The sequence below is a fragment of the Pseudomonas alkylphenolica genome (genome assembly GCF_004025535.1).
Classification (GTDB): Bacteria; Pseudomonadota; Gammaproteobacteria; order Pseudomonadales; family Pseudomonadaceae; genus Aquipseudomonas; species Aquipseudomonas alkylphenolica_A.
In genome coordinates this window covers 113,744-139,628 of sequence record NZ_QJRG01000050.1, presented here as the reverse complement: position 1 = coordinate 139,628, position 25,885 = coordinate 113,744, and the positions used below count along the sequence as shown (strand labels likewise).

Below are 25,885 nucleotides of genomic sequence, written 5' to 3'. Positions count from 1 at the left end.
CCTTTTTTTATTGGTTTGGTTGCACGGCGAAAAACGCGAAGCGTGGTTCAGGCGATCAGTCGCGAGCGCGCTCGATGGCCTGGGCCAACAGCGCCTCCAATTGCTCCAGCGAACTGTCCCGCGGGTTGGTCAGGCGTGCGGGATCACCCACGGATTTGCGGGCAATTTCGCCGATATCAGCGTGTTTGACCCCCAGGGCAGCCAGAGACTTGGGAATGTCGAGGCGGTCGAGCATGGCGCACACGGCGTTGTAGAAGGTCTCGAAGCGGGCGTCGGGCAACTCCAGTGCCTGCGCAACGGGCTTGAGTCGTGGGGTGATATCCGCTTCATTGAATCGCAACACCACCGGCAGAATGACCGCGTTGGTCAGGCCATGGTGGGTGTTGTAGGTCGCCCCGACCATGTGGCTGAGCGCATGCACCAGGCCCAGGCCCTTGAGGAAGGCCACCCCGGCCAGGCACGAACCGATGAGCATCTTGCCCCGCGCCTCCAGGTCCCGGCCGTGCACCACGGCGGTGTCGATCGAGCTCCACAGCAGGTTCAGGGCCTGCAAGGCAGCACCGTCGCTGAGCGGATTGAAGCTCGGTACGAAGTAGGCCTCCAGAGCATGAATGATCGCATCGCAACCGGTCCAGGCGGTGAGGTTGGCCGGCAGGCTTTGCGTCAACTCGGGGTCAAGGATGACCGCGGATGGCCGCGCGTGAGGGTGCCAGACACAGCCTTTGATGCCGCGCCCGGTGTCGGTGAGCATCGCCGTGCTTTCGGTCTCGGCACCGGTACCGGCGGTGGTCGGAATGGTGATCACCGGCGGGAAGTCTGCGGCACTGAAACCGGCAGGCACCGGTTTGTCGAAATCGAACGCCCACAGCTCGCAACGCTGCTGGCGGGCAATCAGGGCAACCGCTTTACCGCCATCAAGACCACTGCCGCCGCCCAGGGCGATGATGCCGTCGGCTTCCCATGCCTGGTACGCCGCCGCACCGGCCATCACCGACACATCGGTCGGATTCGGCTCGATACCACCGTACAGGCCACAGGTAAGGCCAGCCTCAGTCAGGCTACGCTGAATTTCGCCAACGAAAGGCAGGTTCAACGAACCCTGGTCGGTGATGATCATCGGCCGGGAAATGTTGAATTCCCGGCACAGGGCAGCGAGCTGGTTGCGCACGCCCGGGCCGTATTCCATCGGCACCGGAACGGTCCACTTCTGCGGGTTCAATGCTGAAAGATTGTTTTCCACGGGTTCACCTTAAGCGCAGCGCATGATGGTTGATTTCAATTCGGTGTATTTGCTCAAGGCATGTACCGAATTGTCCCGGCCGTTGCCGGACTCCTTGAAGCCACCGAACGGGAAGTTCATGTCCACCAGCTCGTCATAGCAATTGACCCAGACGGTGCCGGCCTTGAGCTGGCGGGTAGCGATATGGATCGTCTTGAGATCGGATGACCACACCGCCGCGGCCAGGCCGAATTCGGTCTGGTTGGCAATGGCGATGGCGTCTTCAAGGGTGTCGAACGGAATCACCACCAGCACCGGGCCGAAGATTTCTTCGTTGGCGATGCGTGCCGATGAATCCTCGGCGAGAAAAATCGTCGGTTCCAGGTAGGCACCGGACGCTTCCAGCGCCAGCGGCTGTCCGCCCTTGAGCAGTTGCGCTTCCTGCTTGCCGATGTCGATGTAATGCAAAACGCGCTCGAACTGCACGCCATCGATGATGGCGCCGGTGACGCTGTCAGGGTCCAACGGGTGCCCCGGCTGGTAGGCGTCGGCAGCGACGAGCAACTCGCGCAGCAACGGTTCGGCAACAGAGCGCTGCACCAACAGGCGCGACCCGGCACTGCAGACCTGGCCCATGTTGGCAAAAATCGCGGCAGCGGCCGAGCGCGCAGCCTGGGTAATGTCCGGGCAATCGGCCATGACGATATTGGCTGATTTGCCCCCCAGCTCCAGCCAGACCCGTTTGAGGTTGGAGGCAGCAGCATTCCGGGCGATTTCCCGCCCGACCTTTCCCGAGCCGGTGAAGGCAATGCAGTCGACATCGCCATGCAGGCTCAGGTCGCGGCCGACGGCACCATCACCGGTGACCACGTTGAACACACCTGCAGGAAGACCCGCCTCCACCGCCAGGGCGGCAACGCGCAAGACGCTGAGCGGGGTTTTTTCCGACGGTTTGAGCACCACGCTGTTGCCGGCGGCCAGGGCCGGGGCAAATTTCCAGGCGGCCATCAACAGCGGATAGTTCCACGGCACCACCGCAGCCACCACGCCCATGGGCTGCGCAGTGACGGTGCCGAAGAACTGTGGGTCGGTCGCCGGGACTTCGCCGTGCACCTTGTCGATCAGTTCAGCGAACCAGCGCAGGCAGTAGATCGTGCCCGGCAGGTCGCCGCCCGTGGTGTCGGCGATGGGTTTGCCGCTGTCCAGCGACTCCAGCACTGCCAGTTCATCGCTGTGGGCTTCCAGCAACGCCGCCCACTTCAGCAACACCGCCTTGCGCTCGCGGGCCGCCAGCTGCGACCAGACGCCGGCCTCGAAGCTGCGGCGGGCGGCAGCCACCGCCAGGTCGACGTCGGCGCTGGCACACAGGGCGACAGGCGCCAGCAGCGAACCGTCAACCGGGCTGTAGGCGTTGAAGGTCGCAGCGCTTTGCGCATCGACATAGCGCCCCTCAACAAATGCCCGTCCTTCAATGCGCAGCGACTGCGCTTTTTCGAGCCAGTAGGCCCTGTCTTTCAATTCTGGCACGGCAACACCTCGTTTTGTTCTTGTCAGGCTGCGGCCGATATTAGGCATTACTGAAAATATCTTCAATAACAAATCATCGCGTATTGAATTTTATTTCAATAAAAAGCCCGCGTTGGCGGGCTTGAAATGCACGAATGATTTCAGCGCTGCTTATTCCCTGCGCTGCTGCGTAGGCCTCTGACCACCAGATACAGAAGTGGGCCGATAGAGACGAAGACAACTGTAACCAGCAGGTAAGGCAGCACACTGAGCGTTGTAACGCCCCGCGACCGGGCATCCTGCAGCATCCAGAGGCAGGCAAGCGCCGCCATCAGGTACAGATCGATGACCACTTGTGCGGTGTCCTGCCGCGACATCAGTTCCAGTCCGAAGGCAATCAGCGACTGATCGGCTGTAAACAGCGTCCAGCCGGTGTACAGCGAAAAAGCCAGCAACGGCAGCAGTGCAATCCAGTGGGTTTTCATCATCCGCTCCTTGGTGAGTGACCGCTGTACAGTAGTGATAGAGTGGATCGCCGCTCAATGACCTGAAAGGTCATGGACGCTTCACACAGGGACAGTCAGAGTTCACCCATGCGCCAACACACGTTCCACGCCACGCTTACAGGTGCCAGCGCATCCGCCGGGGAGCATCTTCGCCGTCTTCGCCATCAGGCCCGGCTTAGCCAGCTCGACCTTTCGCTCATCGCCGGTGTATCCCAGCGCCACCTGAGCTGCATCGAGACGGGACGCGCCAAGGCAAGTCCCAGCACGCTGCATGCGCTGTTATCCGCCCTCGACGTACCGTTGGAAGGTTGCAACGAGGTATTCCTGGCGGCGGGGTATGCACCCCGTTACATGGCGTCCGCGCCCGATGCACCGGCCATGGCAATGGTGCATGGCGCCATCGGGCACATTCTGCTGGCCAACAACCCGGCGCCGGCGATTGTGATTGCCAGCAACTGGGACATCACTGCCGCCAATGCCAGCGCCGGCCTGCTTTTTGACATGGCCGGGGTACCGGCTGGAAGCGGGTCCGGCCTCAACCTGCTCGACACCCTGCTACGCCCTGGTGGCCTGGGTGATCATCTGGTCAATGCCGAAGAGATCCGTGCGATTGCCTGGCAGCGCGCTACCCGCGAGGCTGCCAGCAGTCCCGACCTGGCTCGCCTGCTAGGCGAACTGCCCTGCCCGCCCCATCTGCCGCTGGAGACGGCGCCAACGCCTGTGGTGCTGACCCGGGTCCGCGCCCGCCAAGGGGAATTGAGGTTTCTGTCCACATTTACGACATTCGGCATGCCGCTGGACATCAGCGTGGCGTCGCTGCGCATCGAACACCTGATCCCCGCCGATGCGCACACCTGGCAGGTGATGACGGCGGCGTATGCGCAGTACGCGGCGGCTCAGGGCTAGCCGCGCGGCTCCGGCTCCACCGCGTTCACGGCGTCCAGCTGACCGCTCATACGGTGCAGGAAGCCGATCAGCGTATCGACTTCATCTTCGCTCAAGGCAGCCAGCAGCAATTGCTCGCGCTTGAGGGCTATCTCCAGCACCTGGTCATGCAGCGTGCGCCCTGAGGGTGTCAGGGTCACGGTGTAGCGGCGCGCATCCTTGGCATCCACCTGCGTTGAAACATGACCATCACGCTCAAGCAGTTGCAGTGCCCGGCTAACGGCACTTTTGTCCAGGCCGATCACCTGCACCATGCGGTTGGCATTGATGTGGTCTTCCACCGCAAGCAACGCCAGCACCCGCCATTCAACGATGCCGATCCCGAAATGCTTGCGATAGCACGCCGACGCACCGCTCGACATCTTGTTGGTGAGAAAGGTCAGCAACGCAGGAACGTAGCGGTCCAGATTGAGGGGTGTTGATGGGGTCATGACGAGCGGTTCCTGAACGTCGATTGAATTAGTTGACACCGCAACTAAAATGCTTAGGATAAGAATCACGCAACGACTGCGCGCCTGCATCATAAGCGCGCCGTACAACAATAAAAACTCAGAGGTACCGTGCCATGACTCGCCTGTTCCTGCCCCCGCCTTCCTGATCACCCCCGTTCGTCCGCCTGGCCGCTGCTAGCGGCCCAACGTCCACTCGTTTTCAAACACTGCTCATCCGCGGTGGGGTTACGCTCATGCTCGAAGTTTATGTTTCCCGAAAAACCGTTGAAGCCGCCGGTGTCTGCAGCTTCGAACTGATGGCTGCCAATGCCGCCGAACTGCCTGCTTTCACCGCAGGCGCACATGTCGACGTGCAGGTCGCACCCGGCTTTACCCGCCAGTATTCACTGTGCAACGCCCCTGACGAACGCGGGCGCTACCTGATAGCGGTGCTCGAAGAGCCGGCGTCTCGCGGCGGCTCGCGGCGCATGCATGCCGATATTGCCGTGGGTTCGACGCTGACCATCGGCAACCCGCGCAACCTCTTTGACCTGGACCTGTCGGGCGAACGTTATGTCCTGTTTGCCGGCGGCATCGGCATCACGCCGATTCTGGCCATGGCCCATACCCTGATCGCAGCGAACAAGCCGTTCGAGCTGCACTACTGCGGCCGGGCTACGGAACGGCTGGCATTTCTCGGCGTGCTGAGCCAGGCCCCCTTCGCCGCCCATGTTCACGTTCATGTCGACAACGGCCCGGCTGAACAACGCCTGGATGCCGCGCAGGTCCTCGCCCGCCCGGCACTCGGCGACCAGCTGTATGTCTGCGGCCCGTCCGGCTTCATGTCGCACATTCTTGCCACCGCCAAGGCGTGCGGCTGGCGTGACCCGCAGCTGCACCGGGAAGACTTTGCAGCCCCGTCGCAGGTGCTGGAGGGCGATCAGCCGTTCGAAATCGAGCTGTCCCGCTCGGGTCGAGTGATCCAGGTGCCGGCGCAAAAGTCTGCCCTGGAGGTGCTGCTTGAGCACGACGTGGCCATCGAAAGCTCCTGTGAGCAAGGCATCTGCGGGGCCTGCATCACCCCGGTGCTGACGGGTGAACCCGATCACCGCGACCAATTCATGACCGCCGCAGAGCATGCCCGCAACGACCGATTCACCCCGTGCTGCTCCCGCGCGCGCAGTGCGCGCCTGGTGCTGGACCTGTAACCCCGACAACAACACACCCGACAGATGGAGATCACCATGAGTACATCGCACGGCCAGGCGCTGGCCTATGAGGTGGGAGCGCCTGCAGCGCTGCCACTGTTTCCACTCAATCAATGGTACGTCGCAGGCTTTGCCTGGGAACTGCAAGACAAACCGCTGGGTAGGACCTTGCTCGGTAAACCCGTCGTACTGTTCCGCACCGCCGATGGCCAGCCGGCGGCCCTTGAAGATCGCTGCTGCCACCGCGCCCTGCCGTTGTCACACGGCACGCTTGAGGCGCACGGCGTGCGCTGTGGTTATCACGGCCTGTTGTTCAACGCCGCCGGGCAATGCATGGAAGTGCCCGGCCAGGCCAAGATTCCTTCAAAGGCCAAGGTACCTGCGTACCACGTTCGTGAGCGCGACCAGATCATCTGGATCTGGTTCGGCAGTGCGGATCAGCAGGCGCCCACGGGCGAACCGCCTGCCTATGCCTTCCACAGCGATGCCGACTACCTGTTCGAAGGTGACGTCTACCACTACGACGCCCCCTATCAGCTCATCCATGACAACCTCCTGGACCTGAGCCACCTGGGCTATGTGCACCTGCGCACCATCGGCGGCAATGCCAGCATTCACATGAACGCCCACATGCAGGTCGACAGCGATGACACCACGGTGAAGGTCACGCGTCACATGCCGGACTCCGTGCCGCCGCCCACCTACACGGCAGCCTACCCCTTCAAGGGAAAGGTCGATCGCTGGCAGGAAATCGAATTCCACGTCACCCACCTGCGCATCTGGACCGGTGCGGCAGACGCCAACACCGTGTCGCTCGATGATCCGCAACGGGACGGGTTTCACATGCGTGGCTTCCATGGTGTCACGCCGGAAACCGAAACCACCTGCCACTACTTCTGGAGCATGGCGACCAACCCGAAGAGCAATCCGCAAGAAACCAAGGCCAAGGTCGTGGAGCAGACGGTAATGACCTTCGATGAAGACAAGGTCGTTATCGAAGCCCAGTACAAGAACATGCTCGCGTTCGGCAGCAAGCCGATGGTGGATATCCATGTCGACGTGGGCGCCAATCGCGCCCGCAAGATCATCGAGCAGCTTCGCCAGTCCTCTTAAGCACCGCCCTGCCGATCCATCCTGATCGGATCGGCAGCCGGAGATCACCCGGCTACCAATGCCGGGGCCCTGCGTAGCACGCCTAACAAAAACAAGAAGGTGTTCAATGAATTTCTCACGTTTCCTCCCCAGCAGGATGACCACGCTCGCCTGCAAAAACCCTCTGGCTTTGTCGACAGGAGGTGCCGGGCGATGAGTCAGTCGATCAGTATCGCGCTGGAAGAGAAAGACATGGGGGCGTTTCAGTGGGTGGTCGTCGCCCTCTGCTTCCTGATCAACATGCTGGATGGCTTTGATGTACTGGTAATGGCCTTTACCGCGGCATCGGTTTCCAGCGAGTGGGGGCTCAGCGGCATCGAGCTTGGCTACCTGCTCAGTGCCGGGCTGGTGGGCATGGCCCTCGGCTCACTGTTCATCGCACCCTGGGCCGACCGGTTTGGCCGTCGCCCGCTGATCCTGCTGTGCATCTCGATCGCCGGGGTGGGCATGCTGCTGTCCTCCCAGGCCACTTCGGTGACCATGCTCGGCGCGCTCCGGCTGCTGACCGGACTGGGTATTGGCGGGGTTCTGGCAAGCAGCTATGTGATTGCCGGGGAATACGCCAACAAGAAGTGGCGAAGCCTTGCGATCAGCCTGCAATCGACCGCTTATGCCCTGGGCGCGACGGTCGGCGGCGTGATTGCAGCGCAGATCATTCCGCATCTGGGCTGGCGTTCGGTGTTCCTCTATGGCGGTGTGGTCACACTGCTGGTACTGCCGGTCATGTATGTCGTGCTGCCCGAGTCCATTGCCTACCTGGTGGCACGCCAGCCGCGCAATGCCCTGAGTCGCCTCAACCGCCTGCTGCACCGGGTAGGCCTGGAGCCGGTCAGCCACCTGCCAACACCCCAGAGCGGTGCCCAGGCTTCATTCCGGGAAACGCTCGCCGGTCTGTTTTCCAAGGCCTTGCGGCGGTCGACCCTGCTGGTTTGGGCCAGCTTTTTCCTGGTCATGTTCGGCTTCTACTTCGTCATGAGCTGGACACCCAAGCTGCTGGTCAGCGCCGGGCTTTCCAACCAGCAGGGCATCACGGGCGGGGTATTGCTCAATGTCGGCGGCATCGTCGGGACTTCGCTGATCGGCTTGCTGGCGGCCCGCTACTGCCTACCTCGGGTGTTGATCAGCTACCTGTGCCTGAATGCGCTGTTTCTCGCCCTCTTCGTCCACTTCACCGCCAACCTTGACCTGGCATTCGCGCTGGTCCTGATGATCGGGGTGCTGGTCAACGGCTGCGTGGCCGGCCTGTACGCACTGACACCCAGCATCTATGCACCGGAGCAACGCGTCACCGCGCTGGGCTGGGGGATCGGCATGGGCAGGATGGGCGCCATCCTCTCGCCGCTGGTCGCAGGCCGTCTGATCGATGCCCACTGGCAACCGGCCGACCTTTACCTGCTGTTTGCCAGCGCTTTCGTTGTCGCTGCGATTGCCGTCTGGCGCCTGAACAGCCGTGCCGTGCTGCAGGTTGCACTGAAACCCGCCGCCTGAGCATCACCCCTGACAATAACAATAAGGTGATAGTGCATGTACACACACGCTTTCAGTTTCAGGCTGACCGGCCTGGGAATACTCGCGGCACTGCTATCGCAAAGTGCCTTTGCAGACTTCATCAAAGACAGCAGCGTTACGCTCACCGCACGAAACTTTTACCTGGACCGCGACTACAAAGGCGAGACGCCCTACGCCGCTGCCCGTGAGTGGGCGCAGGGCTTTATCGTCAAAGCCAACTCCGGGTTCACCGACGGCCCGGTAGGCTTCGGCCTGGATATGACCGGATTGTTGGGGCTCAAGCTCGACTCGTCGCCTGATCGCACCGGTACCCAGTTGCTCGCCTACAACCCGGTCACCCGTGAGGCAAGGGACGAATACTCGGAACTCGGGTTGGCCCTCAAAGGCAAAGTGTCGAAAACCCGGGTGTCGCTGGGCACGCAGTTCCCGGCGTTACCGGTGATCAATGCAAGCCCGGCGCGCCTTCTGCCGCAGTCGTTTCGTGGCGCCTACCTGATCTCGGACGACATAGACCGCCTGACCGTTCATGCAGGACGCATGGACAGGGTCAACCTGCGCGATTCCACCGACTATCAACCGATGGCAGTGGCGTCGCCCAATGGCCGCTTCAGGCCCGGTGCGACGTCTGAACGCTTCGACTTCTATGGCGGTGACTATCGCTGGACCGACAGCCTGACCGTGCGCCTGATCCATGCCGAGCTGCAGGACATCTACCGCCAGGACTTTTTCGGCGTGCTGCACACGCTACCGTTCGGGGCTGGCAAGGTGCGATCGGATATCCGCGTGTTCAACAGCCGGGAGGACGGCCAGGCCAAGGCTGGCAACGTCGATAACCTCAACATTGGCGGGATGTTCAGCTACCTCTGGGGTGGCCATAGCGTGGGGATCGGCTACATGCGCCAGTCTGGCGACACTGCCTTCCCTTACATCGCCGGTGGCGAGCCAGTGGTGTTGAGCGACGGCACGATGAGTGCCGACTTCGTCAACCCCAGGGAGCGGACGTGGGCGCTACGGTATGACTACGACTTTGCCGCTTCGGGGATTCCGGGGCTGACCGGGATGGTGCGCTATCTGCACGGTGACAACATTGACCTGCCCGCCTTGGGGGGCAGCAACCTCAGCGAATCGTCCAAAGACCTGGAGCTGGCTTATGTAATCCAGTCCGGCCCGGCGAAAGGCCTGGCGTTTCGCGTCAGGGAAGCGTTCTACCGCAATCAGCAGGGAGCGGCCTCGACGTTTCGCAGCGACAACGAAACGCGGATAAACGTCGACTACACCCTCAAGGTCTGGTGAAACGGTTGGCGCTGCCTGTGCCTGGCACAGGCAGCGCCCGCTTCACGCCGTACGCCCGCCCAGGGTTTCGGCGATCCAGTCGGCAATGTAGTGACCCGCATTGATGCTGTTATCAAAACTTGAGTGCTGCACGCCACCTTCCCGCTCGGTGAACACTTTCAACTCGCGTTTCGGGCTGTTGACCAGCTGTTCGAAGGTGCGGTGAGCCCATTTGAGCGGAATCTGCGAGTCCTGCTCACCATGGGTAACCAGGAACGGCACCTTGATGCGGTCAAGAATGCCGTCCAGGTGCACGTTCTCTGAAATGCGCATGAAGTCATCGATGTCTTTTGCCCCCCATACCCAGCAGACATGGCTCCAGTAATGCGGCACCGGGAAGCTGCCTTCTTTTTCAAGGCGACGTTTTTGCACATCACGCCAGTCGTGGTTGGCGCCCCATACCACGCCACAGGCGAAACGCGGCTCGAACGCCACAGCACGCGGACAGTAGTAGCCGCCCAGCGATACGCCTTCCATGCCGATGCGCCTGGCGTCGACGTCACTGCGCGTTTCCAGCCAGTCCACCACCCGGCTGGCCCAGTGCTCGCTGTCAAAACGCGCAGTGAGGCCGTGCAGACGCAGCGCCTCGCCGGTTCCCGGCTGGTCGATGATCAACGAGGACACGCCGCGCCGGGCCAGCCAGGCCGGCAGGCCGACGCGGTATTTCATCTCCTTGGTCGAATCCAGGCCGTTGACCTGAACCAGCAGCGGTGCCGGGCCTTCGACCCCTTCGGCGCGCACGTACAGGCCACTGATGTGCTTGCCTTCATAAGGGATTTCAACGCGCTCGCAGTTTTCCCCGGACAAGGCAATGCCACGGGCAAAGGTGTGCAGAAACCGCTGATACAGTGCTTCACGCCCCGCTGCGCCATGGGCCTGCAGGCGCTCGCAGGTGAGGTAGTAAGTGGCGGCGCGGTTGTACTTTTCGCCTGCCGACAACAGGCGTCCAGCCACTTCGTCTTCTTCGGCCAGGCCACAGAGTTTGTCGGCCATCGATGACCAGGTCTGGCGAAACGCAGCGGAGCCGGCTGCATCAGGTTGTTTGGCCGCCTCTTGCAGCGGCGCGCACATCGCTTCGATCTCGCCCAGGCGAGCGCCCATTTCGATGGCGAGATCCACCGAGAGGTTCCAGACATAATTCGTGGGGAAGTAGCGGAACATGTTCTTGTTGTCCTTTTGCGGTCTGAAGGCGAGCCCGGCAGCAACAGCCGTACCGGGCACGATCAGAGCAGGACGTTATGCAGCGCGCCGCGCTTTGGCCAATCGCGAGTGGGGATGCGAGGTATCGGCAAACGCGATGCCACATCCGGGCGCTAGCTGACTACCAGCGCTTTGCTGACCTGTCCGCCGGCCTGGTCGAGCGTTTGAATGAACTCGCGGACGGTCTCTCTGAGCCAACGGTGCATGGGGTCACCGTCCATGCTGCGATGCCACTGCATGATTTCCCGCATCACCGGGATTTTCACCGGTGGGGGCAGGATGCGCAGCGGCAGGTAATGCGAGTACAGCTCGGCCAGCCTGCGGTGCATGGTTGCCACGCGATGGGTGCCGACCAGCAGCTGCGGCAGCGTGTTGAAGTCGTTGGTGATGACCTCGAGCCGGCGCTTGAAGCCGTATTGACTCATGAACCAGTCTTCAATGCTCAGCTGTCGCGAGCGGCCAAAGCCGACAGAAATGTGGCCCATGTCCATGTACTGCTCCAGCGTCAGCGACTCCCCGACCGCCGTGTTACCACTCCATACCACGCAAACATGCTCTTCCTCGAACAGCAGTTGCGAAGGATGCCCCTCGATCAGGTAGCGCTCCGGCACGATCATCAGGTCGATTTCCCCGCGCAGGGTCATCTCCACGCCCTGCTCGCCAGGCGGGTGCATCTCGAAGGTGATCCCGGGCGCGGCCTGGTAAATGCGCTGGATCACCTGGGCAAACAGCACGCTGATCAGGTAATCGGAGGTGACCAGGCGAAAATGCCGCTTGCTGGAGGCAGGATCAAACACCGGCTTGGCGGTGATCGAGGAGCGGATCGTCAGCAACACCTCACGCACCGGTTTCGCCAGCTCCAGCGCATAGGGCGTGGGTTGCATGGTCCGGCCTACCTGCACCAGCAGGTCATCCTCAAAGTACTTTCTGAGCCTGCCGAGCACGCCGCTGGTAGCGGACTGGGTCATGTGCAGGCGTTCGGCAGCACGGGTGATGTTCTGCTCATCCAGCAGCACATCGAGTGCCACCAGAAGGTTCAGATCCAAATGATGAAATCGCATGGCGATGCATCTCCGTTTTTGTAGTTATTTTCGCGATACCTTCGTCCGCCCTTCTCGATACGTCAAGCCATCGGCGCGCCGCGCACCCCGGCAGCCCAATGCCTGCGGGTTTCGCAGCCATGTATGGAGTTTGCCGATAGCAGGCATCCCCCATTGCGATTGGTCAGCCACCGACGCTGACAGCACCCTGCTCGCCAGTCGTGCAGCCAGCTTGGCGCAGCGACACCACCACCGGCCCCGCTGCCGGATCATAATTTCAATGGAGTGGTAGCCATGAACATTCTTGGCCTTGATGCCTTGGTATTTGGCGTCGATGACCTGCAAGCCTGTGCGGATTGCCTGCGTGACTACGGACTGAGTGCAGTGCACCTGGATGCTGACGGGGGCCACTTCGAGTCCCTGGACGGCTCGGCCATCATCATTCGTCCTGCCGACGCCCCGGACCTGCCGCCTTCACTGGGCCCCGCACCTTCGTTGCGTGAAACCATCTACGGCGTGGAAAGCAGCGCCGACCTTGCCGCCATCGAAGATGAACTGAGCCGCGACCGCGAGGTGCGCCGCGACGTCAATGGCGCCCTGCACACGGTCGATGACCTGGGCTTTGCGATTGCCTTCCAGGTTTCCTGGCGCCGCCCCTTCACGGCGCCTGCCGACCTCACCAACGCCCCTGGCAGCGCGCCGCAACGCCCGATCAATCAGCCGGGTATCACGCCACAGATGGACGCCCGGCCCCGTTCGCTTTCGCATGTGGTGTATTTCGTCCCCGATGCGGCCAAAGGTGAAGCCTTCTACCGAGATCGCCTGGGCTTCGTCACCACCGACAGTTTTGTCGGTGTCGGCCCGTTCATGCGCGCACGCGGCATGGATGACCATCACTGCCTGTTCATGATCCAGACCCCGCCGCACATGCAGGGCTGCGAGCACTTCACCTTTCATATGGGCAGCGGCACCGAAGTGCTGCTGGCGGGCACCCGCTTCCAGGAAAAAGGCTGGACGAGCTTCTGGGGCCCCGGTCGTCACCTCTTCGGCTCCAACTGGTTCTGGTATTTCAACAGCCCATTGGGCTGCCACATCGAATACGACGCCGACATGGACAAGCACGACGACGCCTGGGCGGCTCGCCAGGCGCCGATGTCCGCGGACAACTCGCAATTATTCCTCTTCACCTCCCGCGACAAATGGGCGCCGGGTGGCCCGCCACCCAAGCAGGGTTGAGCCGTGGACCGCAGCGTTGCGCTGTGCCCGCTCGAGCACCTCGAAGAAGGCCAGGCGATCGGCTTTGATCCGTTCAACTCAGGGCACGACAGCGTGTTTGCGCTCATGCATCGAGGCGCGCTGCGGGTGTACCGCAACAGCTGCCCGCATCTCGATGTACGCCTTGAGTACCGCAAGGACCGGTTCCTGTCCGCCAACGGGCAGCGGGTCATTTGCTACGCGCACGGCGCGCAGTTCATGCCGGACAGCGGCGAATGCGTCTTCGGCCCGTGCCTGGGGCAATCGTTGACCGGGCTCGCGTTTCGCTGCGAGGACGGCTGGTTGCGCCTGTGTATCGACTCCCTGGGGCAGCCCATTGAAGTATCGCGTAGCGCGATAGGTCGCATCCGGGGACTCGATTAGTCAAATGCTGTGGCACTCGGGAAACTCGGGCCACACACGAAAAACGCCCGCATCCAGTGATGGCTGCGCAGAACAAGAACAACACGTGAGTAACGTCATGACTATTGCAAACGTACTGATCGTCGGTGGTGGTATTGGTGGCCTGTGCGCCGCCATTGCCTTGCGCCGCAAAGGGATCGAGGTTGACCTGGTCGAGCTGAAAACCGAATGGACGGTTTACGGGGTCGGCATCATCCAGCAAAGCAACGTCGTGCGCGAAATGGCCAAGCTGGGCCTGCTCGACGCCTACCTTGACGCCGCCTACGCCTTCGAGGACGTCGGCATCTACAACACCGACGGTGTGCCGCTGGTGCGCATTCCCGGGCAGCGCCTGGCCGGGCCGGAGTACCCCGCCAACGTCGGCATCTCGCGCCGCGCGCTGCACAAAGTACTCAGCGAAACCGCCATCGCACTGGGCACCCGGGTGCGCCTGGGCACCTCCATCGAGCAGTTCGAGCAGGATGCCGATGGCGTCGAGGTGCTGCTCAGCGATGGCAGCCGTGGGCGCTATGCCTTGGTGGTGGGTGCTGACGGCCTGTTTTCCAGGGTGCGCAGCTTGCTGTTCGGCGACACGTACCAACCGCAGTTCACCGGTCAATCGGTGTGGCGCTACAACTTCCCTCGCGTCGCCGAAATCGACCACCTGGCCAACTACCAGGGCCCGTTCGGCAACGCCGGCCTGGTGCCACTGGCCGATGACCTGATGTACCTGTTCACCACCTCCCACGAGCCGGGCAACCCGTGGATGGACGAACGCACCCTGGCCGAGGAACTGCGCAAACGCCTGACCGGCTTTGGCGGCCTGATCGAGCAACTGCGCGAGCAGATCACCGACAACGCGCAAGTCGTCTACAAGCCGCTTGAGGCGGTGTTTGTCGATGAGCCCTGGTACTGCGGCCGTGTGCTGCTTATCGGCGACGCGGCGCACGCCACCACGCCCCACCTTGGCCAGGGTGCGGGCATGGCGATTGAGGACGCCGTGGTCCTCAGCGAAGAGCTCACCACTGGCGGCAACCTGGCCGACCAGCTGCAGCGCTTCATGGCGCGCAGGTTCGAGCGCTGCAAGTTCATCAGCGAGAAGTCGCTGCTCGCGGGCGAAAAGGAAATGCAAAAAGACCCGGAGTTCGACCGCATCGCACTGGTCAAGCAAATGCTCGAAGTCACGGCACGCCCCGTCTGACAGCGCAGCGGGGCTGCCACGCCTGTGCTGCCCCCGCCCGCACGCCAACACAGACCTACAAAAACAAGAATGAGGTGACTTGAATGCTGTCTCGCAAGCGCGCACCTGCGCGGCCGTTGCCGCCGCTCAAACCTTTGGCACTGGCTGTCTCCGTGCTGGCCATCAGCGCCGGCCTGCCGGACGCCCGTGCCTTTGAATTCGATACGGGAAACCCCGACCTTCGGGCACGCTGGGATAACACCCTCAAATACAGCGCGGCCTGGCGCACCAAGGACCAAAGCGACAAATTGATCGAGGGCCAGACCGCGCAGAACCTCGACGACGGCGACCGCAACTTCGACAAGGGCCTGATCTCCAACCGCCTCGATCTGCTTTCGGAGATGGATATCACCTACCGCAACGTCGGTGCCCGCCTGAGTGGCGCCGCCTGGTACGACGATGTCTACAACCGTGACACCGACAACAACGACCCGTCGCGGGCCAACAGCTATTCGGTGAGTTACGACGAATTCACCGACGACACCCGCACCCTGCACGGCCGCAAGGGCGAACTGCTGGATGCGTTCATCTTCGGCAAGGCGGAAATCGGCGACATGCAAGCGTCCGGTCGTGTCGGTCAGTACGCCATGCAGTGGGGCGAAAGCCTGTTCTACGGCATGAACGGTATCGCCGGCGGCATGGCACCGATCGATGTCGTCAAAGGCCTGTCGGTGCCCAACACCCAGTTCAAGGAACTGATCCGCCCCGTCCAGCAACTTTCCGGTCAGCTGCAACTGACCCCGGATGTCTCCATTGGCGCCTACTACCAGTTCGAATGGGAGGCTAACCGATTGCCTGCCGCCGGCAGCTATTTTTCCTCCAGCGACACCTTCGGTGACGGCAACGAGCGCATGTTCGTTGGTGCGCCGCTGTTTCCGGGGGCCCAGCCACTGGCCTTTTATCACGGCAATGACAAAGAGGCGAAGGACTCGGGGCAAGGCGGTGTGCAACTGCGCTGGCGCACCGAGACGGTCGACTGGGGCCTGTACGCGATACGTTTCCACGACAAGAACCCGCAGCTGAATGTGCGCCCGGACTTTGCCAACCTTAACCCGCTGTCGGGCAAGGCCGGCGAGTACTACTGGGTGTATCCGGAAGGTATCGAGGCGCTGGGGGCAAGCTTCTCCACCACCGTCGGCAACTACAACATTGCCGGTGAACTTTCCACACGCTGGAATCAACCCCTGGCCTCCACCAGCCAGCACGCCCTGGCCCCCGGCGAATCGATCAACAACGACGATGAGCCGTTGTACGCAACGGGGCGCACGCTGCACGCCAACCTGTCCTGGCTGTCCAGCCTCGAGCCGAACTTCATCGCCCCGGAAGCGAGCTTCCTCGGTGAAATTGCCTGGAACAGGGTCATGAGTGTCAGCAAGAACAGCGACGCCCTCGACCCCAATGCCGACCGCGACGCCACCAGCCTGCGCCTGGTCTACGAGCCCATGTACCGCCAGCTCCTGCCGGGCCTGGATGTCTCTGTACCAATCGGTGCCAGCTACACCAACGGCGCCTCCGAGGCGCTGGGCACAGGTTTTGGTGCCGACAACGGCGGCGACATCAACATCGGGATCAAAGGCAACTACCTCAACACCTGGAACCTGGGCCTCACCTACACGCACTACTACGGCCCGGAAAACACCTTCCTGGACGCCGATAACCACTACACCTTCGAACAGTCGCTCAAAGACCGCGACTTCATCGCCTTCACCGTCAGCCGCACGTTCTGACCGAGGATTTTTCGATGAAACACACCAATAAATGGGTACACCTGCTCACTGCCCTGAGCGCTTCGCTGATGATTGCTCAGGGTGCCATGGCGGCTGTCTCCGCCGATGAAGCGGCAAAACTGAAGTCGACCCTGACGCCGTTTGGCGCGCAACGCGCCGGCAATGCCGACGGCAGCATCCCTGAGTGGCAAGGTGGCCTGACCCAGGCCGACCCTGCCTATAAGCCAGGTGGCAAGCGCAGTGATCCGTTCGCGGCCGACCAGCCGCTGCTCACCATCACCGCACAGAACATGGCGCAGTACGCCGACAAGCTCTCGGCCGGCACCCAGGCCATGCTGAAAAAATACCCGGACAGCTATCAGGTCGTCGTGTACCCCACCCACCGCAGCGCCGCTGCTCCGCAGTCGGTCTACGAGGCGACCTTCGCCAACGCCACCAGCGGCAAACTGGTCGACGGCCCGGCCGGCCCCATGCCAGTAGGCGCTGCCGGCGGCATTCCGTTCCCGATCCCCGAGGACGGCGCGCAAGCGATCTGGAACCACCTGCTGCGCTGGCGCGGGGCTTCCTGGCACGCCAGCTTCACCCAGTACCTGACCACGGCAGACGGCAAGCATGTACTGACCAACGATTCGCGGGCCGACCTGCAGATGCCGTGGTACCTCCCCGGTTTCAGCAGTGACAAGGGCGTGTACTGGTCGATCCGCATGACCAACGATGGCCCGCCCCTGCGTGCCGGCGAAGCCATCACCGGCCTTGAGAACCTCAACGCCGAAAGCTCTGCGGCCTGGACCTACCTGCCCGGCCAGCGGCGGGTCCGCCGCCTGCCAAACGCCTGTTGCGATACCCCGACACCGGCCACTGCGGGGGTGATGAGCTTCGACGAGCTGTATGTGTTCAATGGTCGCATCGACCGCTTCGACTGGAAGCTGGTCGGCAAGAAAGAACTGTACATCCCCTACAACGCCAACCGCGTACTCACCGCTTCAAGCCCCGAAGCCCTGTTCGACAAGCACCACATGAAAGCCGACGCCGTGCGCTGGGAACTGCACCGTGTCTGGGTGGTTGAAGCCACGCTGAAAAAAGGTGCCCGGCACGTCATGCCAAAAAGCACCTACTACCTCGATGAGGACACCTGGACAGCTGTGCTTGGCGATCGCTACGACGCCCAGGGGCAACTGGCGAAAGTGCTGTGGACCTCGCCTGTCGTGCTGCCCGACCTTCCGGGCACCGCCTCGCTCACGACCGGGTTCTACGACCTGCTCTCCGGTGCCTGGTTCGTCGGTGATGTGTTTGCCGGCAAGAACGAGCAGTACCGCATCGTGCCGCCCTACAAGGATGCGGTGTTTACCGCCGACGCCATGGCCGGAGAAGGCGTGCGCTGATGTTGGCGGGGCGCAAGCCCCGCCTGCTGCAAACAAGAACAACAAAGGTTGCGTGCGATGAAGAAGATAGTCTGTGGCTTGCTGATGGCAGCCAGCTGCGCCTTGCTGCCTGCTTGGGCAGCAGAAACCGTGGATGTCCTTTCGCAGAAGGCGCTTGCCGGCACTCAGGCACTGGGCGCGGTGCTCCTGGACGTCACGCCTGCCGGCGCCCGCCTGGTTGCGGTCGGTGAGCGTGGCGTGGTGCTGCTGTCCGATGACAACGGCCAACACTGGCGACAGGCTGTCAGCCCGGTCAGCACCACGCTGACCGCCGTTCAGTTTGCCGACGCCAGCAATGGCTGGGCCGTCGGTCATTCCGGCGTGGTACTGCACAGCAATGACGGCGGCGAAAGCTGGCAGCTGCAGCTCGATGGCAAGCAAGCGGCTGCGCTGGAACTAAAAGCAGCCGAACGTACCGACGACGCGCGGCGGATCGCGGCCGCGCAACGATTGCTGGCCGATGGCGCCGACAAACCGCTATTGGCGATGAGCTTTGCTGATGCCCGCCACGGCATTGTCCTGGGCGCCTACGGCCTTGCCCTGATCACCAGGGATGGCGGCACTAGCTGGCAGTCCCTGATGGGAACGCTGCCCAATCCCCGTGGCCTGCACCTTTATGCCGTCGCGCGGCAGGGTGATGAGGTCGTCATTGCCGGGGAGCAAGGCTTGCTGCTGCGCTCCATCAATGGCGGTCGCACGTTTGACGCCCTCAAGGGCCCCTACGAGGGCAGTTACTTCGCAGCCACCCTGCTGCCCAACGGCCGGATGCTGGTCGGTGGCCTGCGCGGCACGCTGTTCGCCTCCGATGATGGCGGCCAAAGCTTCCAGTCGGTCAACAACCCTGTTCCGGCCTCGCTGAACGCCCTGCGTATCGCAAGCAAGCATCTGCTGGCGGTGAATCAGGCCGGGATGCTCATGCGCAGCGCGCTGACCGATCTGCACTTGCAACCCATAGGCGTCTCCGAAGGGCTGCCACTGACTGCCGTTACCGAGGCGGCCGATGGCGCCCTGGTCGCCGTCGGCATGGGCGGGCCACGGCGCCTGGCGCCCTTCTCCCCTAACACCATCGCGGACTGAGCCATGCACGTACCTACTTCCCCTGTGCCGTCTTCAGGCGGCCTCGATCAGTTCGACAGCACTTCCGGTTCTCTGCTGGAGCGCGCGCTGTTCAACCATCGCGCCCTGGTGCTGTTGCTGTGCCTGGCCGCGACACTGCTGCTGGGCTGGCAGGCGACACGCCTGACGCTTAACGCCAGCTTCGAAAAAATGATTCCCCGCGAGCATCCGTTTATCGTCAATTACCTGGAACATCGCCAGGAACTGGCCGGTTTAGGCAATGCCGTGCGCATTGCCGTGGTCAACCCGCAGGGCAGCATCTACGACAGTCATTACCTGCACACGCTGCAGCAACTCAACGATGAGGTCTACCTGCTGCCCGGAGTTGACCGGGCAGCGATGAAATCGCTCTGGACGCCCTCGACACGCTGGACAGGTGTCACCGAAGAGGGGCTGGAAGGCGGCCCGGTCATCCCCGATGGCTATGACGGCAGCAGTGCCAGCCTGGAGGCACTCAAGCGCAACGTGGAGCGCTCCAACGAGATAGGCCAACTGGTGGCCTTCGACCAGCGCTCCAGTATTGTCTATGTGCCGCTGCTGGAGCGCACGCCGGACGGTCAGCCACTCGACTACACCGACTTCGCGCACGGGCTTGAAACGCTGCGCAGCAAGTACCAGGCACAAGGTGTCGAAATCCACATCACCGGGTTCGCCAAAGTCGTCGGTGACCTGATCGATGGCCTCAAGCAGATCGTGCTGTTCTTCGCCGCCGCCATATTGATAACCGCTGCGGTGCTCTATTGGTACACCCGTTGTGTGCGCAGCACGGTGCTGGTGGTGACCTGTTCGCTGGTCGCGGTGATCTGGCAGCTTGGCTTGCTGCCAATGCTGGGCTACCAGCTCGACCCGTACTCGGTATTGGTGCCCTTTCTGGTGTTTGCCATCGGCATGAGCCATGGCGCGCAGAAAATGAACGGCATCATGCAGGACATCGGCCGCGGCATGCACCGCCTGGTGGCGGCACGCTTCACTTTCCGCCGGTTGTTTCTGGCCGGTCTTACGGCGTTGCTGTGCGACGCGGTCGGCTTCGCGGTGCTGATGATCATCAAGATCCAGGTCATCCAGGACCTGGCAGTGATCGCCAGCCTTGGCGTTGCGGTGCTGATCTTCACCAACCTGATCCTGCTGCCGGTGCTGCTGTCCTATATCGGCGTCAGCCCCACCGCCGCGCGGCGCAGCCTGCGCGCCGAAGAAGCCGAGGCTGGCGGCGCAGAAAAGCACGTGGTCTGGCGCTTTCTCGACCTTTTTACCCGCAAGCGCTGGGCTACGGGGTGCGTGATCGTCGCGGCGCTCATGGCCTGTGGCGGCTATGCGGTCAGTCTCAAGCTCAAGGTGGGCGACCTGGATGCCGGAGCGCCCGAGCTGCGTCCGGACTCGCGCTACAACCGTGACAATGCCTATATCACCCAGCACTACGGTGCCAGCAGCGATGTCTTCGCGGTGATGGTCAAGACCCCGGCCGGCGTGTGTTCGGCGTACAGCACGCTCAAACGCGTCGACGACCTTGACTGGCAACTGCGCGGGCTTGAAGGCGTCGACTCGACCAACTCACTGGCCTTGTTGAATCGCCGTGTACTGGTCGGCCTCTCCGAGGGCAACCCCAAGTGGTACGAGCTGGTGAACAACCAGGCCACCTTGAACATGGTCACCGCCGGTGCGCCACGCGGCCTGTACAACGATGACTGCAGCCTGCTGACGGTCTATGCCTACCTCAAGGACCACAAGGCCGACACGCTCACTAACGTGGTCGATCACGTCGAAGCCTTTGCCCGCGACAACGGCGATGAAGAGGCCTCGTTCCTCCTGGCTGCCGGAAGCGCCGGCATTGAAGCGGCGACCAACATCGTCGTCAAGCAAGCCAACCACGACATGCTCTGGTGGGTGTACGGCGCCGTTGTCCTGCTGTGCCTGGTGACGTTCCGGTCGTGGCGAGCGGTGCTCTGCGCGGTCCTGCCGCTGGTGCTGACCTCCATTCTGTGCGAGGCCTTGATGGTTGCGCTGGGGATGGGCGTCAAGGTCGCCACCCTGCCGGTGATCGCCCTCGGTGTCGGCATCGGTGTCGACTACGCCCTGTACGTCATGAGTATCGTGCTGGCCCAGCTGCGCCAGGGCGCCAGCCTGTCCAGGGCGTATTACCAGGCTCTGCTGTTCACCGGCAAGGTGGTCATGCTGACCGGTGTAACCCTCGCCATCGGCGTGGGCACCTGGATCTTCTCGCCGATCAAGTTTCAGGCCGACATGGGGGTGCTGCTGGCCTTCATGTTCGTCTGGAACATGGTCGGTGCCCTGATACTGCTGCCAGCCCTCGCCTACTTCCTGTTGCCGCGTCGCGTTACCGCAGCCGGAACGGTTCCGACGGCTGATTCGCCAGGTACGACGTCAGCCGACATCCGTTTGAACAAGGCGGTGCACCATGTCGCGTGATCAAAAAGCCGGGACAGCTCAATCGCTTTTGCACAATGACCTGTTCTCACTTGCCGGCAAAACAGCGCTTGTTACCGGTGCAACACGCGGAATCGGCCTGGCGGTCGCCTGGCAGCTGGGTCGCGCCGGCGCCAGGCTGGTTGTCAGCAGCGAAGACATTCAGGCCACCCGGGATACCGCCGCCGTGCTGCGGGACGCCGGTATAGAGGCCCATGCCGTGCCTGCTGACCTGTCTTGCCAGCCTGACGTCGTTGAACTGGCAACACAGGCGCTGGCGCAGTTGGGCCGGATCGACGTGCTGGTCTGCAACGCTGGCGTCGCACCGCACCTGGGGCCGATCGCCAGCGCCAGCGACGCTGACTGGGACCTGACGCTTACCGTCAATCTGCGTAGCAGCGTCTGGCTTGCCCGCCACTTGCTCCCGGCCATGGCCGCACAAGGCGGCGGCAGCGTCATTCTCATGGCGAGCATTGCCGGCGTGCGCGGCAACAAAGCGCTTGGGCTCTACGGGATATCCAAGGCGGGCCTGGCACAACTGGCGCGCAACCTCGCCGTCGAGTGGGGGCCCAGCAACATCCGCGTCAATGCCATCAGCCCTGGCGTGATCGGAACCGAATTCGCCCGCCCCCTCACGGATAACCCCGAGGTGATGCAGCGCCGCCTGGCGCTCACACCCTTGCGCCGTGTCGGGCGCCCTGAAGAAATCGCCGCCCTGGCGCTGTTACTGGCCGCACCCGGCGGCGCCTTCATCAGCGGTCAGAACATCATCGTCGACGGTGGCACCACCATCGGCGATGGCAACTAAAGGAGAAGTCATGCAACAACTTCCTGGTTTCAAACGCATCGTGACCGGCCACAACGCCGAGGGCCTGGCCGTGATCGCAAGCGCCGGCGCCACGCCGAACAATTTCCCGCTCAAGGCCGTCCCTGGCACGGTTTTCTACGAGGTGTGGAACAGCACCACTTCGCCGGCTCCGCTGGACAATGCCGATGACCCTACGGCCCAGCCATTGCAGCTCAGTCCCGGGCCTCTGGGCAGTGTCATTCGCGTGGTGGATATCCCGCCGGACAGCGTGCAAAACCAGGTCAGCGCCGAGGATGCCGCAGCGGCGTTCGCTGAAATTGGCCAGTCCCACGCCGGTACCGGTAACGCCCAGTCCCGGCACAAACTCATGCACCGCACCGAAACACTGGACTACGGCGTCGTCACCGAAGGTGAAGTCTGGCTGGTGCTCGACGACGAAGAGGTGCACCTCAAACGCGGTGACATCGTGGTGCAGCGCGGTACCAACCACGCCTGGAGCAACCGCACCGAACACATGGCGAGGATGGTATTCATCCTGCTCGACGGCCGTTACACCGCCAACCTGCAGGAGCTGCTGCCATGAAGCTGGCCACGCTCAATGACGGAACGCGCGACGGCTGCCTGCTCGTGGTGTCCCGCGATCTGTTGCGCGCGGTAGATGCCAGCGCCATAGCCCCGACCCTGCAGGCCGCGCTGGATAACTGGGAGCACGTGCACACGGCGCTGGAGCAGTTGTATCGCCGCCTGAATGACAATGAGGCCGCAGGCAGCTTTGCACTGGCTGTCGAGCAGTTGCTGGCGCCATTGCCACGGGCGTGGCAATGGCTGGACGGCTCCTGCTTCCTCAGCCATGGCGAGTTGATGCAGAAAGCCTTCAACCTCGCCCCCATTGAGGGAGTCGAACGCATTCCGCTGATCTACCAGGGCGCCGGCGACGATTTCCTTGGCCCGCGTGCAGACATCCCTTTGCCCAGCGAAGCACATGGCATCGATTTCGAAGGCGAGTTTGCCGTATTGCTGGACACGGTCCCCATGGGCTGCCCGGCCGAACAGGCACTGCGCCATGTGCGCCTGCTGCTGCAGTTGAACGACGTCAGCCTGCGTGCCCTGGCACCACGCGAGATGAAAACCGGCTTCGGTTTCCTCCAGGCCAAACCGTCAAGCAGCTTTGCCCCTGTGGCCGTGACCCCGGACGAGCTGGGCGACGCCTGGTGCGATGGCCGCGTCCACCTGCCGTTGCAGGTTCAGTGGAATGGCCAGTGGTTCGGCCATCCGCATGGCGGCGCCATGCACTTCGGCTTTCACCAGCTGATAGCCCACGCCGCGCTGACCCGCCCCTTGAGCGCTGGCACGCTGATCGGCTCCGGCACCGTGTCCAACAGTGATCGCAGCGTCGGATCAGCCTGCATTGCCGAGCGCCGTGCCATCGAAACCATTGCCGAGGGTGCGCCGCGCACCGCGTTCATGCGCTTCGGTGACCGGGTACGCATGGAAGCCAGAGGCCTGGACGGCGAGATACTGTTTGGTGCCATTGACCAGCGCGTGGTGCAAGGAGGTTGGCCATGCGCGTGATGGTCAGTGGCGCCAATGGCTTTGTCGGCCGTGAACTGGTTGCCCGCCTGCTTGAACAGGGTGAACTGCGCGGGCAGAAAATCGACGCGCTGCTGCTGCTCGACCAAACGCTGGAGGGCTTCCCCGAAGACCGCCGGCTACGTCGCCACAGCGGCAGCATTACTGATCCTGCGCTGCTGCGCAGAGTGCTGGCCGACGGCATTGACGTGGTGTTTCACCTCGTCAGCGTTCCCGGCGGCGCTGCCGAGGCGCACTATGAACTCGGTTACCAGGTCAACCTGCAAGCCAGCCTTGAGCTCTTGCACCAGTTGCGCAATCACCACCGCCCGCCGGTGCTGGTCTACGCCAGCAGCGTTGCCGTTTACGGCGGTGACCTGCCGGCACGGATGGACGAGTCGCAGGTCTCACAGCCTCAGCTCTCCTATGCGGCCCACAAGCGCATGATCGAGATTGCCATCGAAGACCTGGCACGCCGGGGCGAAGTCGATGGTCGCGTGCTGCGCCTGCCCGGCATCGTAGCGCGCCCGCGTGAGTCGAACGAGTTGAAATCCGCGTTCATGAGCGACCTGCTGCATGCCTTTGCAGCCGGTGATGCCTATGACTGTCCGGTATCACCCCAGGCCACGGCCTGGTGGATGTCGGCGCGCTGCTGCGTGGACAACCTGCTGCACGCGGCGCAACTCAACAATCTGGCGCATGAACGTCTATGGCAGCTACCGGTGCTTCAGTTGTCCATTGCCCAGGTGCTCGATGCACTGGGTGCCCGCTTTGGCCAGAACAACGGCGCACACATTCGCTTCAAACCCGACCCACAGCTGGAACGTCTGTTCGGGCGCCTGCCTCCCCTTCGCGCCCCCCGCGCCCGTGCCATCGGCTTTCGACACGATGGCTCCGCCGCGGCATTGCTGCGCAATGCATTGAACCTGAAACCGCGTTCCACCCCATCGACAACACCCAACGCCGGAGTCGCTGTCCATGAACCTGAATAAGTGCCGCATGCTCGATCTGTCGGTCTGTCTCGACAACAACCCCTATACCGACCCACCGCCACTGCTCCCGCGCATCGATTACATGGACCACCAGCAAGGCTGGCCGGAAATGGCGGCAATGTTCCCCGGGTTGCGCAAAGAAGACCTGCCCGGCAATGAGTCGTGGGCGGCAGAGCGCCTCTCCATCACCACGCACAGCGGCACCCACATGGATGCCCCTTGGCACTATGCATCGACAACGGATGGCGGCAAACCGGCGTTTGGTATCGATGAACTGCCGCTGCACTGGTGTTTGCAGCCCGGGGTAAAACTCGACTTCCGGCACTTGCCCGATGGTCACGTGGTCACCGTAGCGGACCTGGAAGCAGAGTTACGGCGCATCGAGCACAGCCTGAGCCCACTGGAAATCGTGCTGATCAACACCCGCGCCGGTGAGTTGTTCGGGCAGCCGGGTTACCTGGACGCGGGCGTGGGAATGGGGCGTGATGCCACCTTGTATCTTCTGGAGCGCGGCGTACGCGTGGTCGGTACGGACGCCTGGAGTTGGGACGCCCCGTTCAAGTACACCCGCGAGCGCTTCGCCGAGTCGGGCGACGCTTCGATCATCTGGGAGGGGCACAAGGCCGGGCGTGACATTGGTTACGGGCAAATGGAGAAGCTGGCCAACCTGGATCAGCTGCCAGCGTCGGGTTTCTGGGTTTCGTGTTTCCCCTACAAAATTCGCCATGCCTCGGCGGGTTTTGTTCGCGCGGTAGCGTTGTTCGAATGAAGTAGGCAGCACCTGTTCAATCGAGCCCGGTAGGCCTGCCCGGCTCGACTTGGCACCCGATGGCAAAAGGTTGGCGTGCCTCGACAATCGAACCACACCCGATTCCGGCAGGCTGCGG

At 62.7% G+C, this 25,885-nt stretch carries 23 protein-coding genes; 17 read left to right on the top strand and 6 right to left on the bottom strand.

Translation table 11 applies throughout. The features are described 5' to 3' along the window. Positions 1-55 precede the first annotated feature (55 nt). The 3 genes from DM813_RS27515 to DM813_RS27505 form a co-directional block, all read right to left on the bottom strand. Positions 56-1,240, bottom strand: coding sequence for an iron-containing alcohol dehydrogenase (locus tag DM813_RS27515; protein WP_128326560.1), 1,185 nt, complete (start codon positions 1,238-1,240; stop codon positions 56-58). Positions 1,241-1,249: 9 nt separating this feature from the next. Further along, positions 1,250-2,746 carry an aldehyde dehydrogenase family protein gene (locus DM813_RS27510; protein WP_241653253.1) on the bottom strand — a complete coding sequence of 499 codons (1,497 nt, stop codon included), beginning with the start codon at positions 2,744-2,746 and terminating at the stop codon, positions 1,250-1,252. Between the two features lie 140 nt (positions 2,747-2,886). Beyond that, entirely contained in the window at positions 2,887-3,210 is a 324-nt protein-coding gene (locus DM813_RS27505) for a DUF2834 domain-containing protein (protein ID WP_128326558.1), read from the bottom strand. A gap of 108 nt (positions 3,211-3,318) precedes the next feature. On the opposite strand from DM813_RS27505, the gene DM813_RS27500 reads away from it, so the two are divergent. After that, positions 3,319-4,137 carry a helix-turn-helix domain-containing protein gene (locus tag DM813_RS27500; protein ID WP_128326557.1) on the top strand — a complete coding sequence of 273 codons (819 nt, stop codon included), beginning with the start codon at positions 3,319-3,321 and terminating at the stop codon, positions 4,135-4,137. Here DM813_RS27500 and DM813_RS27495 read toward each other — a convergent pair. Next, entirely contained in the window at positions 4,134-4,607 is a 474-nt protein-coding gene (locus DM813_RS27495; RefSeq protein ID WP_128326556.1) for a MarR family winged helix-turn-helix transcriptional regulator, read from the bottom strand. The genes DM813_RS27500 and DM813_RS27495 overlap by 4 nt on opposite strands. A gap of 254 nt (positions 4,608-4,861) precedes the next feature. Between DM813_RS27495 and DM813_RS27490 the strand changes: the two genes are divergently transcribed. The 4 genes from DM813_RS27490 (at position 4,862) to DM813_RS27475 (ending at position 9,769) form a co-directional block, all read left to right on the top strand. Beyond that, complete coding sequence (locus DM813_RS27490) at positions 4,862-5,815, top strand: PDR/VanB family oxidoreductase (protein WP_128326555.1); 954 nt, start codon at positions 4,862-4,864, stop codon at positions 5,813-5,815. Between the two features lie 36 nt (positions 5,816-5,851). After that, the gene (locus tag DM813_RS27485) at positions 5,852-6,928 is read left to right on the top strand and encodes an aromatic ring-hydroxylating dioxygenase subunit alpha (protein WP_128326554.1); all 1,077 of its coding nucleotides are present in this window, start codon (positions 5,852-5,854) and stop codon (positions 6,926-6,928) included. Positions 6,929-7,120: 192 nt separating this feature from the next. After that, the gene (locus DM813_RS27480) at positions 7,121-8,455 is read left to right on the top strand and encodes an MFS transporter (protein ID WP_128326553.1); all 1,335 of its coding nucleotides are present in this window, start codon (positions 7,121-7,123) and stop codon (positions 8,453-8,455) included. 36 nt (positions 8,456-8,491) lie between these two features. Next, entirely contained in the window at positions 8,492-9,769 is a 1,278-nt protein-coding gene (locus DM813_RS27475; RefSeq protein WP_128326552.1) for an OprD family porin, read from the top strand. Positions 9,770-9,811: 42 nt separating this feature from the next. Here the strand turns inward: DM813_RS27475 and DM813_RS27470 are convergent, their stop codons facing one another. Both DM813_RS27470 and DM813_RS27465 read right to left on the bottom strand, forming a co-directional pair. Next, complete coding sequence (locus tag DM813_RS27470) at positions 9,812-10,969, bottom strand: alpha/beta hydrolase family protein (RefSeq protein WP_128326551.1); 1,158 nt, start codon at positions 10,967-10,969, stop codon at positions 9,812-9,814. 152 nt (positions 10,970-11,121) lie between these two features. Then, entirely contained in the window at positions 11,122-12,069 is a 948-nt protein-coding gene (locus DM813_RS27465) for a LysR family transcriptional regulator (protein ID WP_128326550.1), read from the bottom strand. A 273-nt stretch (positions 12,070-12,342) separates the two neighbouring features. Between DM813_RS27465 and DM813_RS27460 the strand changes: the two genes are divergently transcribed. The 12 genes from DM813_RS27460 (at position 12,343) to DM813_RS27405 (ending at position 25,767) form a co-directional block, all read left to right on the top strand. Then, entirely contained in the window at positions 12,343-13,284 is a 942-nt protein-coding gene (locus DM813_RS27460; RefSeq protein WP_128326549.1) for a VOC family protein, read from the top strand. A gap of 3 nt (positions 13,285-13,287) precedes the next feature. Then, positions 13,288-13,686, top strand: coding sequence for a Rieske (2Fe-2S) protein (locus DM813_RS27455; protein WP_128326548.1), 399 nt, complete (start codon positions 13,288-13,290; stop codon positions 13,684-13,686). Positions 13,687-13,783: 97 nt separating this feature from the next. Further along, positions 13,784-14,905: an FAD-dependent oxidoreductase gene (locus DM813_RS27450; protein WP_128326547.1), complete on the top strand. Its 1,122-nt coding sequence runs from the start codon at positions 13,784-13,786 to the stop codon at positions 14,903-14,905. An 83-nt stretch (positions 14,906-14,988) separates the two neighbouring features. Further along, positions 14,989-16,671, top strand: coding sequence for a DUF1302 domain-containing protein (locus tag DM813_RS27445; RefSeq protein WP_128326546.1), 1,683 nt, complete (start codon positions 14,989-14,991; stop codon positions 16,669-16,671). Positions 16,672-16,685: 14 nt separating this feature from the next. Further along, positions 16,686-18,053 (top strand): DUF1329 domain-containing protein, encoded by a 1,368-nt coding sequence (locus DM813_RS27440; RefSeq protein ID WP_128326545.1) that lies wholly within the window; start codon positions 16,686-16,688, stop codon positions 18,051-18,053. Positions 18,054-18,110: 57 nt separating this feature from the next. Further along, on the top strand, positions 18,111-19,169 hold the full coding sequence (locus tag DM813_RS27435) for a WD40/YVTN/BNR-like repeat-containing protein (RefSeq protein WP_128326544.1): 1,059 nt from the start codon (positions 18,111-18,113) through the stop codon (positions 19,167-19,169). Positions 19,170-19,172: 3 nt separating this feature from the next. Continuing rightward, positions 19,173-21,632: an efflux RND transporter permease subunit gene (locus DM813_RS27430; protein WP_241653252.1), complete on the top strand. Its 2,460-nt coding sequence runs from the start codon at positions 19,173-19,175 to the stop codon at positions 21,630-21,632. Continuing rightward, the gene (locus tag DM813_RS27425) at positions 21,622-22,437 is read left to right on the top strand and encodes an SDR family NAD(P)-dependent oxidoreductase (RefSeq protein WP_128326543.1); all 816 of its coding nucleotides are present in this window, start codon (positions 21,622-21,624) and stop codon (positions 22,435-22,437) included. Before DM813_RS27430 ends, DM813_RS27425 begins: the two co-directional genes overlap by 11 nt. 10 nt (positions 22,438-22,447) lie before the next feature. Continuing rightward, positions 22,448-23,020: a cupin domain-containing protein gene (locus DM813_RS27420; protein WP_128326542.1), complete on the top strand. Its 573-nt coding sequence runs from the start codon at positions 22,448-22,450 to the stop codon at positions 23,018-23,020. Then, positions 23,017-24,009: a fumarylacetoacetate hydrolase family protein gene (locus DM813_RS27415; RefSeq protein WP_128326541.1), complete on the top strand. Its 993-nt coding sequence runs from the start codon at positions 23,017-23,019 to the stop codon at positions 24,007-24,009. The genes DM813_RS27420 and DM813_RS27415 overlap by 4 nt, the downstream gene beginning before the upstream one ends. After that, positions 24,000-24,998 carry an NAD-dependent epimerase/dehydratase family protein gene (locus DM813_RS27410; protein WP_128326540.1) on the top strand — a complete coding sequence of 333 codons (999 nt, stop codon included), beginning with the start codon at positions 24,000-24,002 and terminating at the stop codon, positions 24,996-24,998. The genes DM813_RS27415 and DM813_RS27410 overlap by 10 nt, the downstream gene beginning before the upstream one ends. Further along, positions 24,985-25,767 (top strand): cyclase family protein, encoded by a 783-nt coding sequence (locus DM813_RS27405; RefSeq protein ID WP_128326539.1) that lies wholly within the window; start codon positions 24,985-24,987, stop codon positions 25,765-25,767. The genes DM813_RS27410 and DM813_RS27405 overlap by 14 nt, the downstream gene beginning before the upstream one ends. The last annotated feature ends 118 nt before the right edge of the window (positions 25,768-25,885 follow it).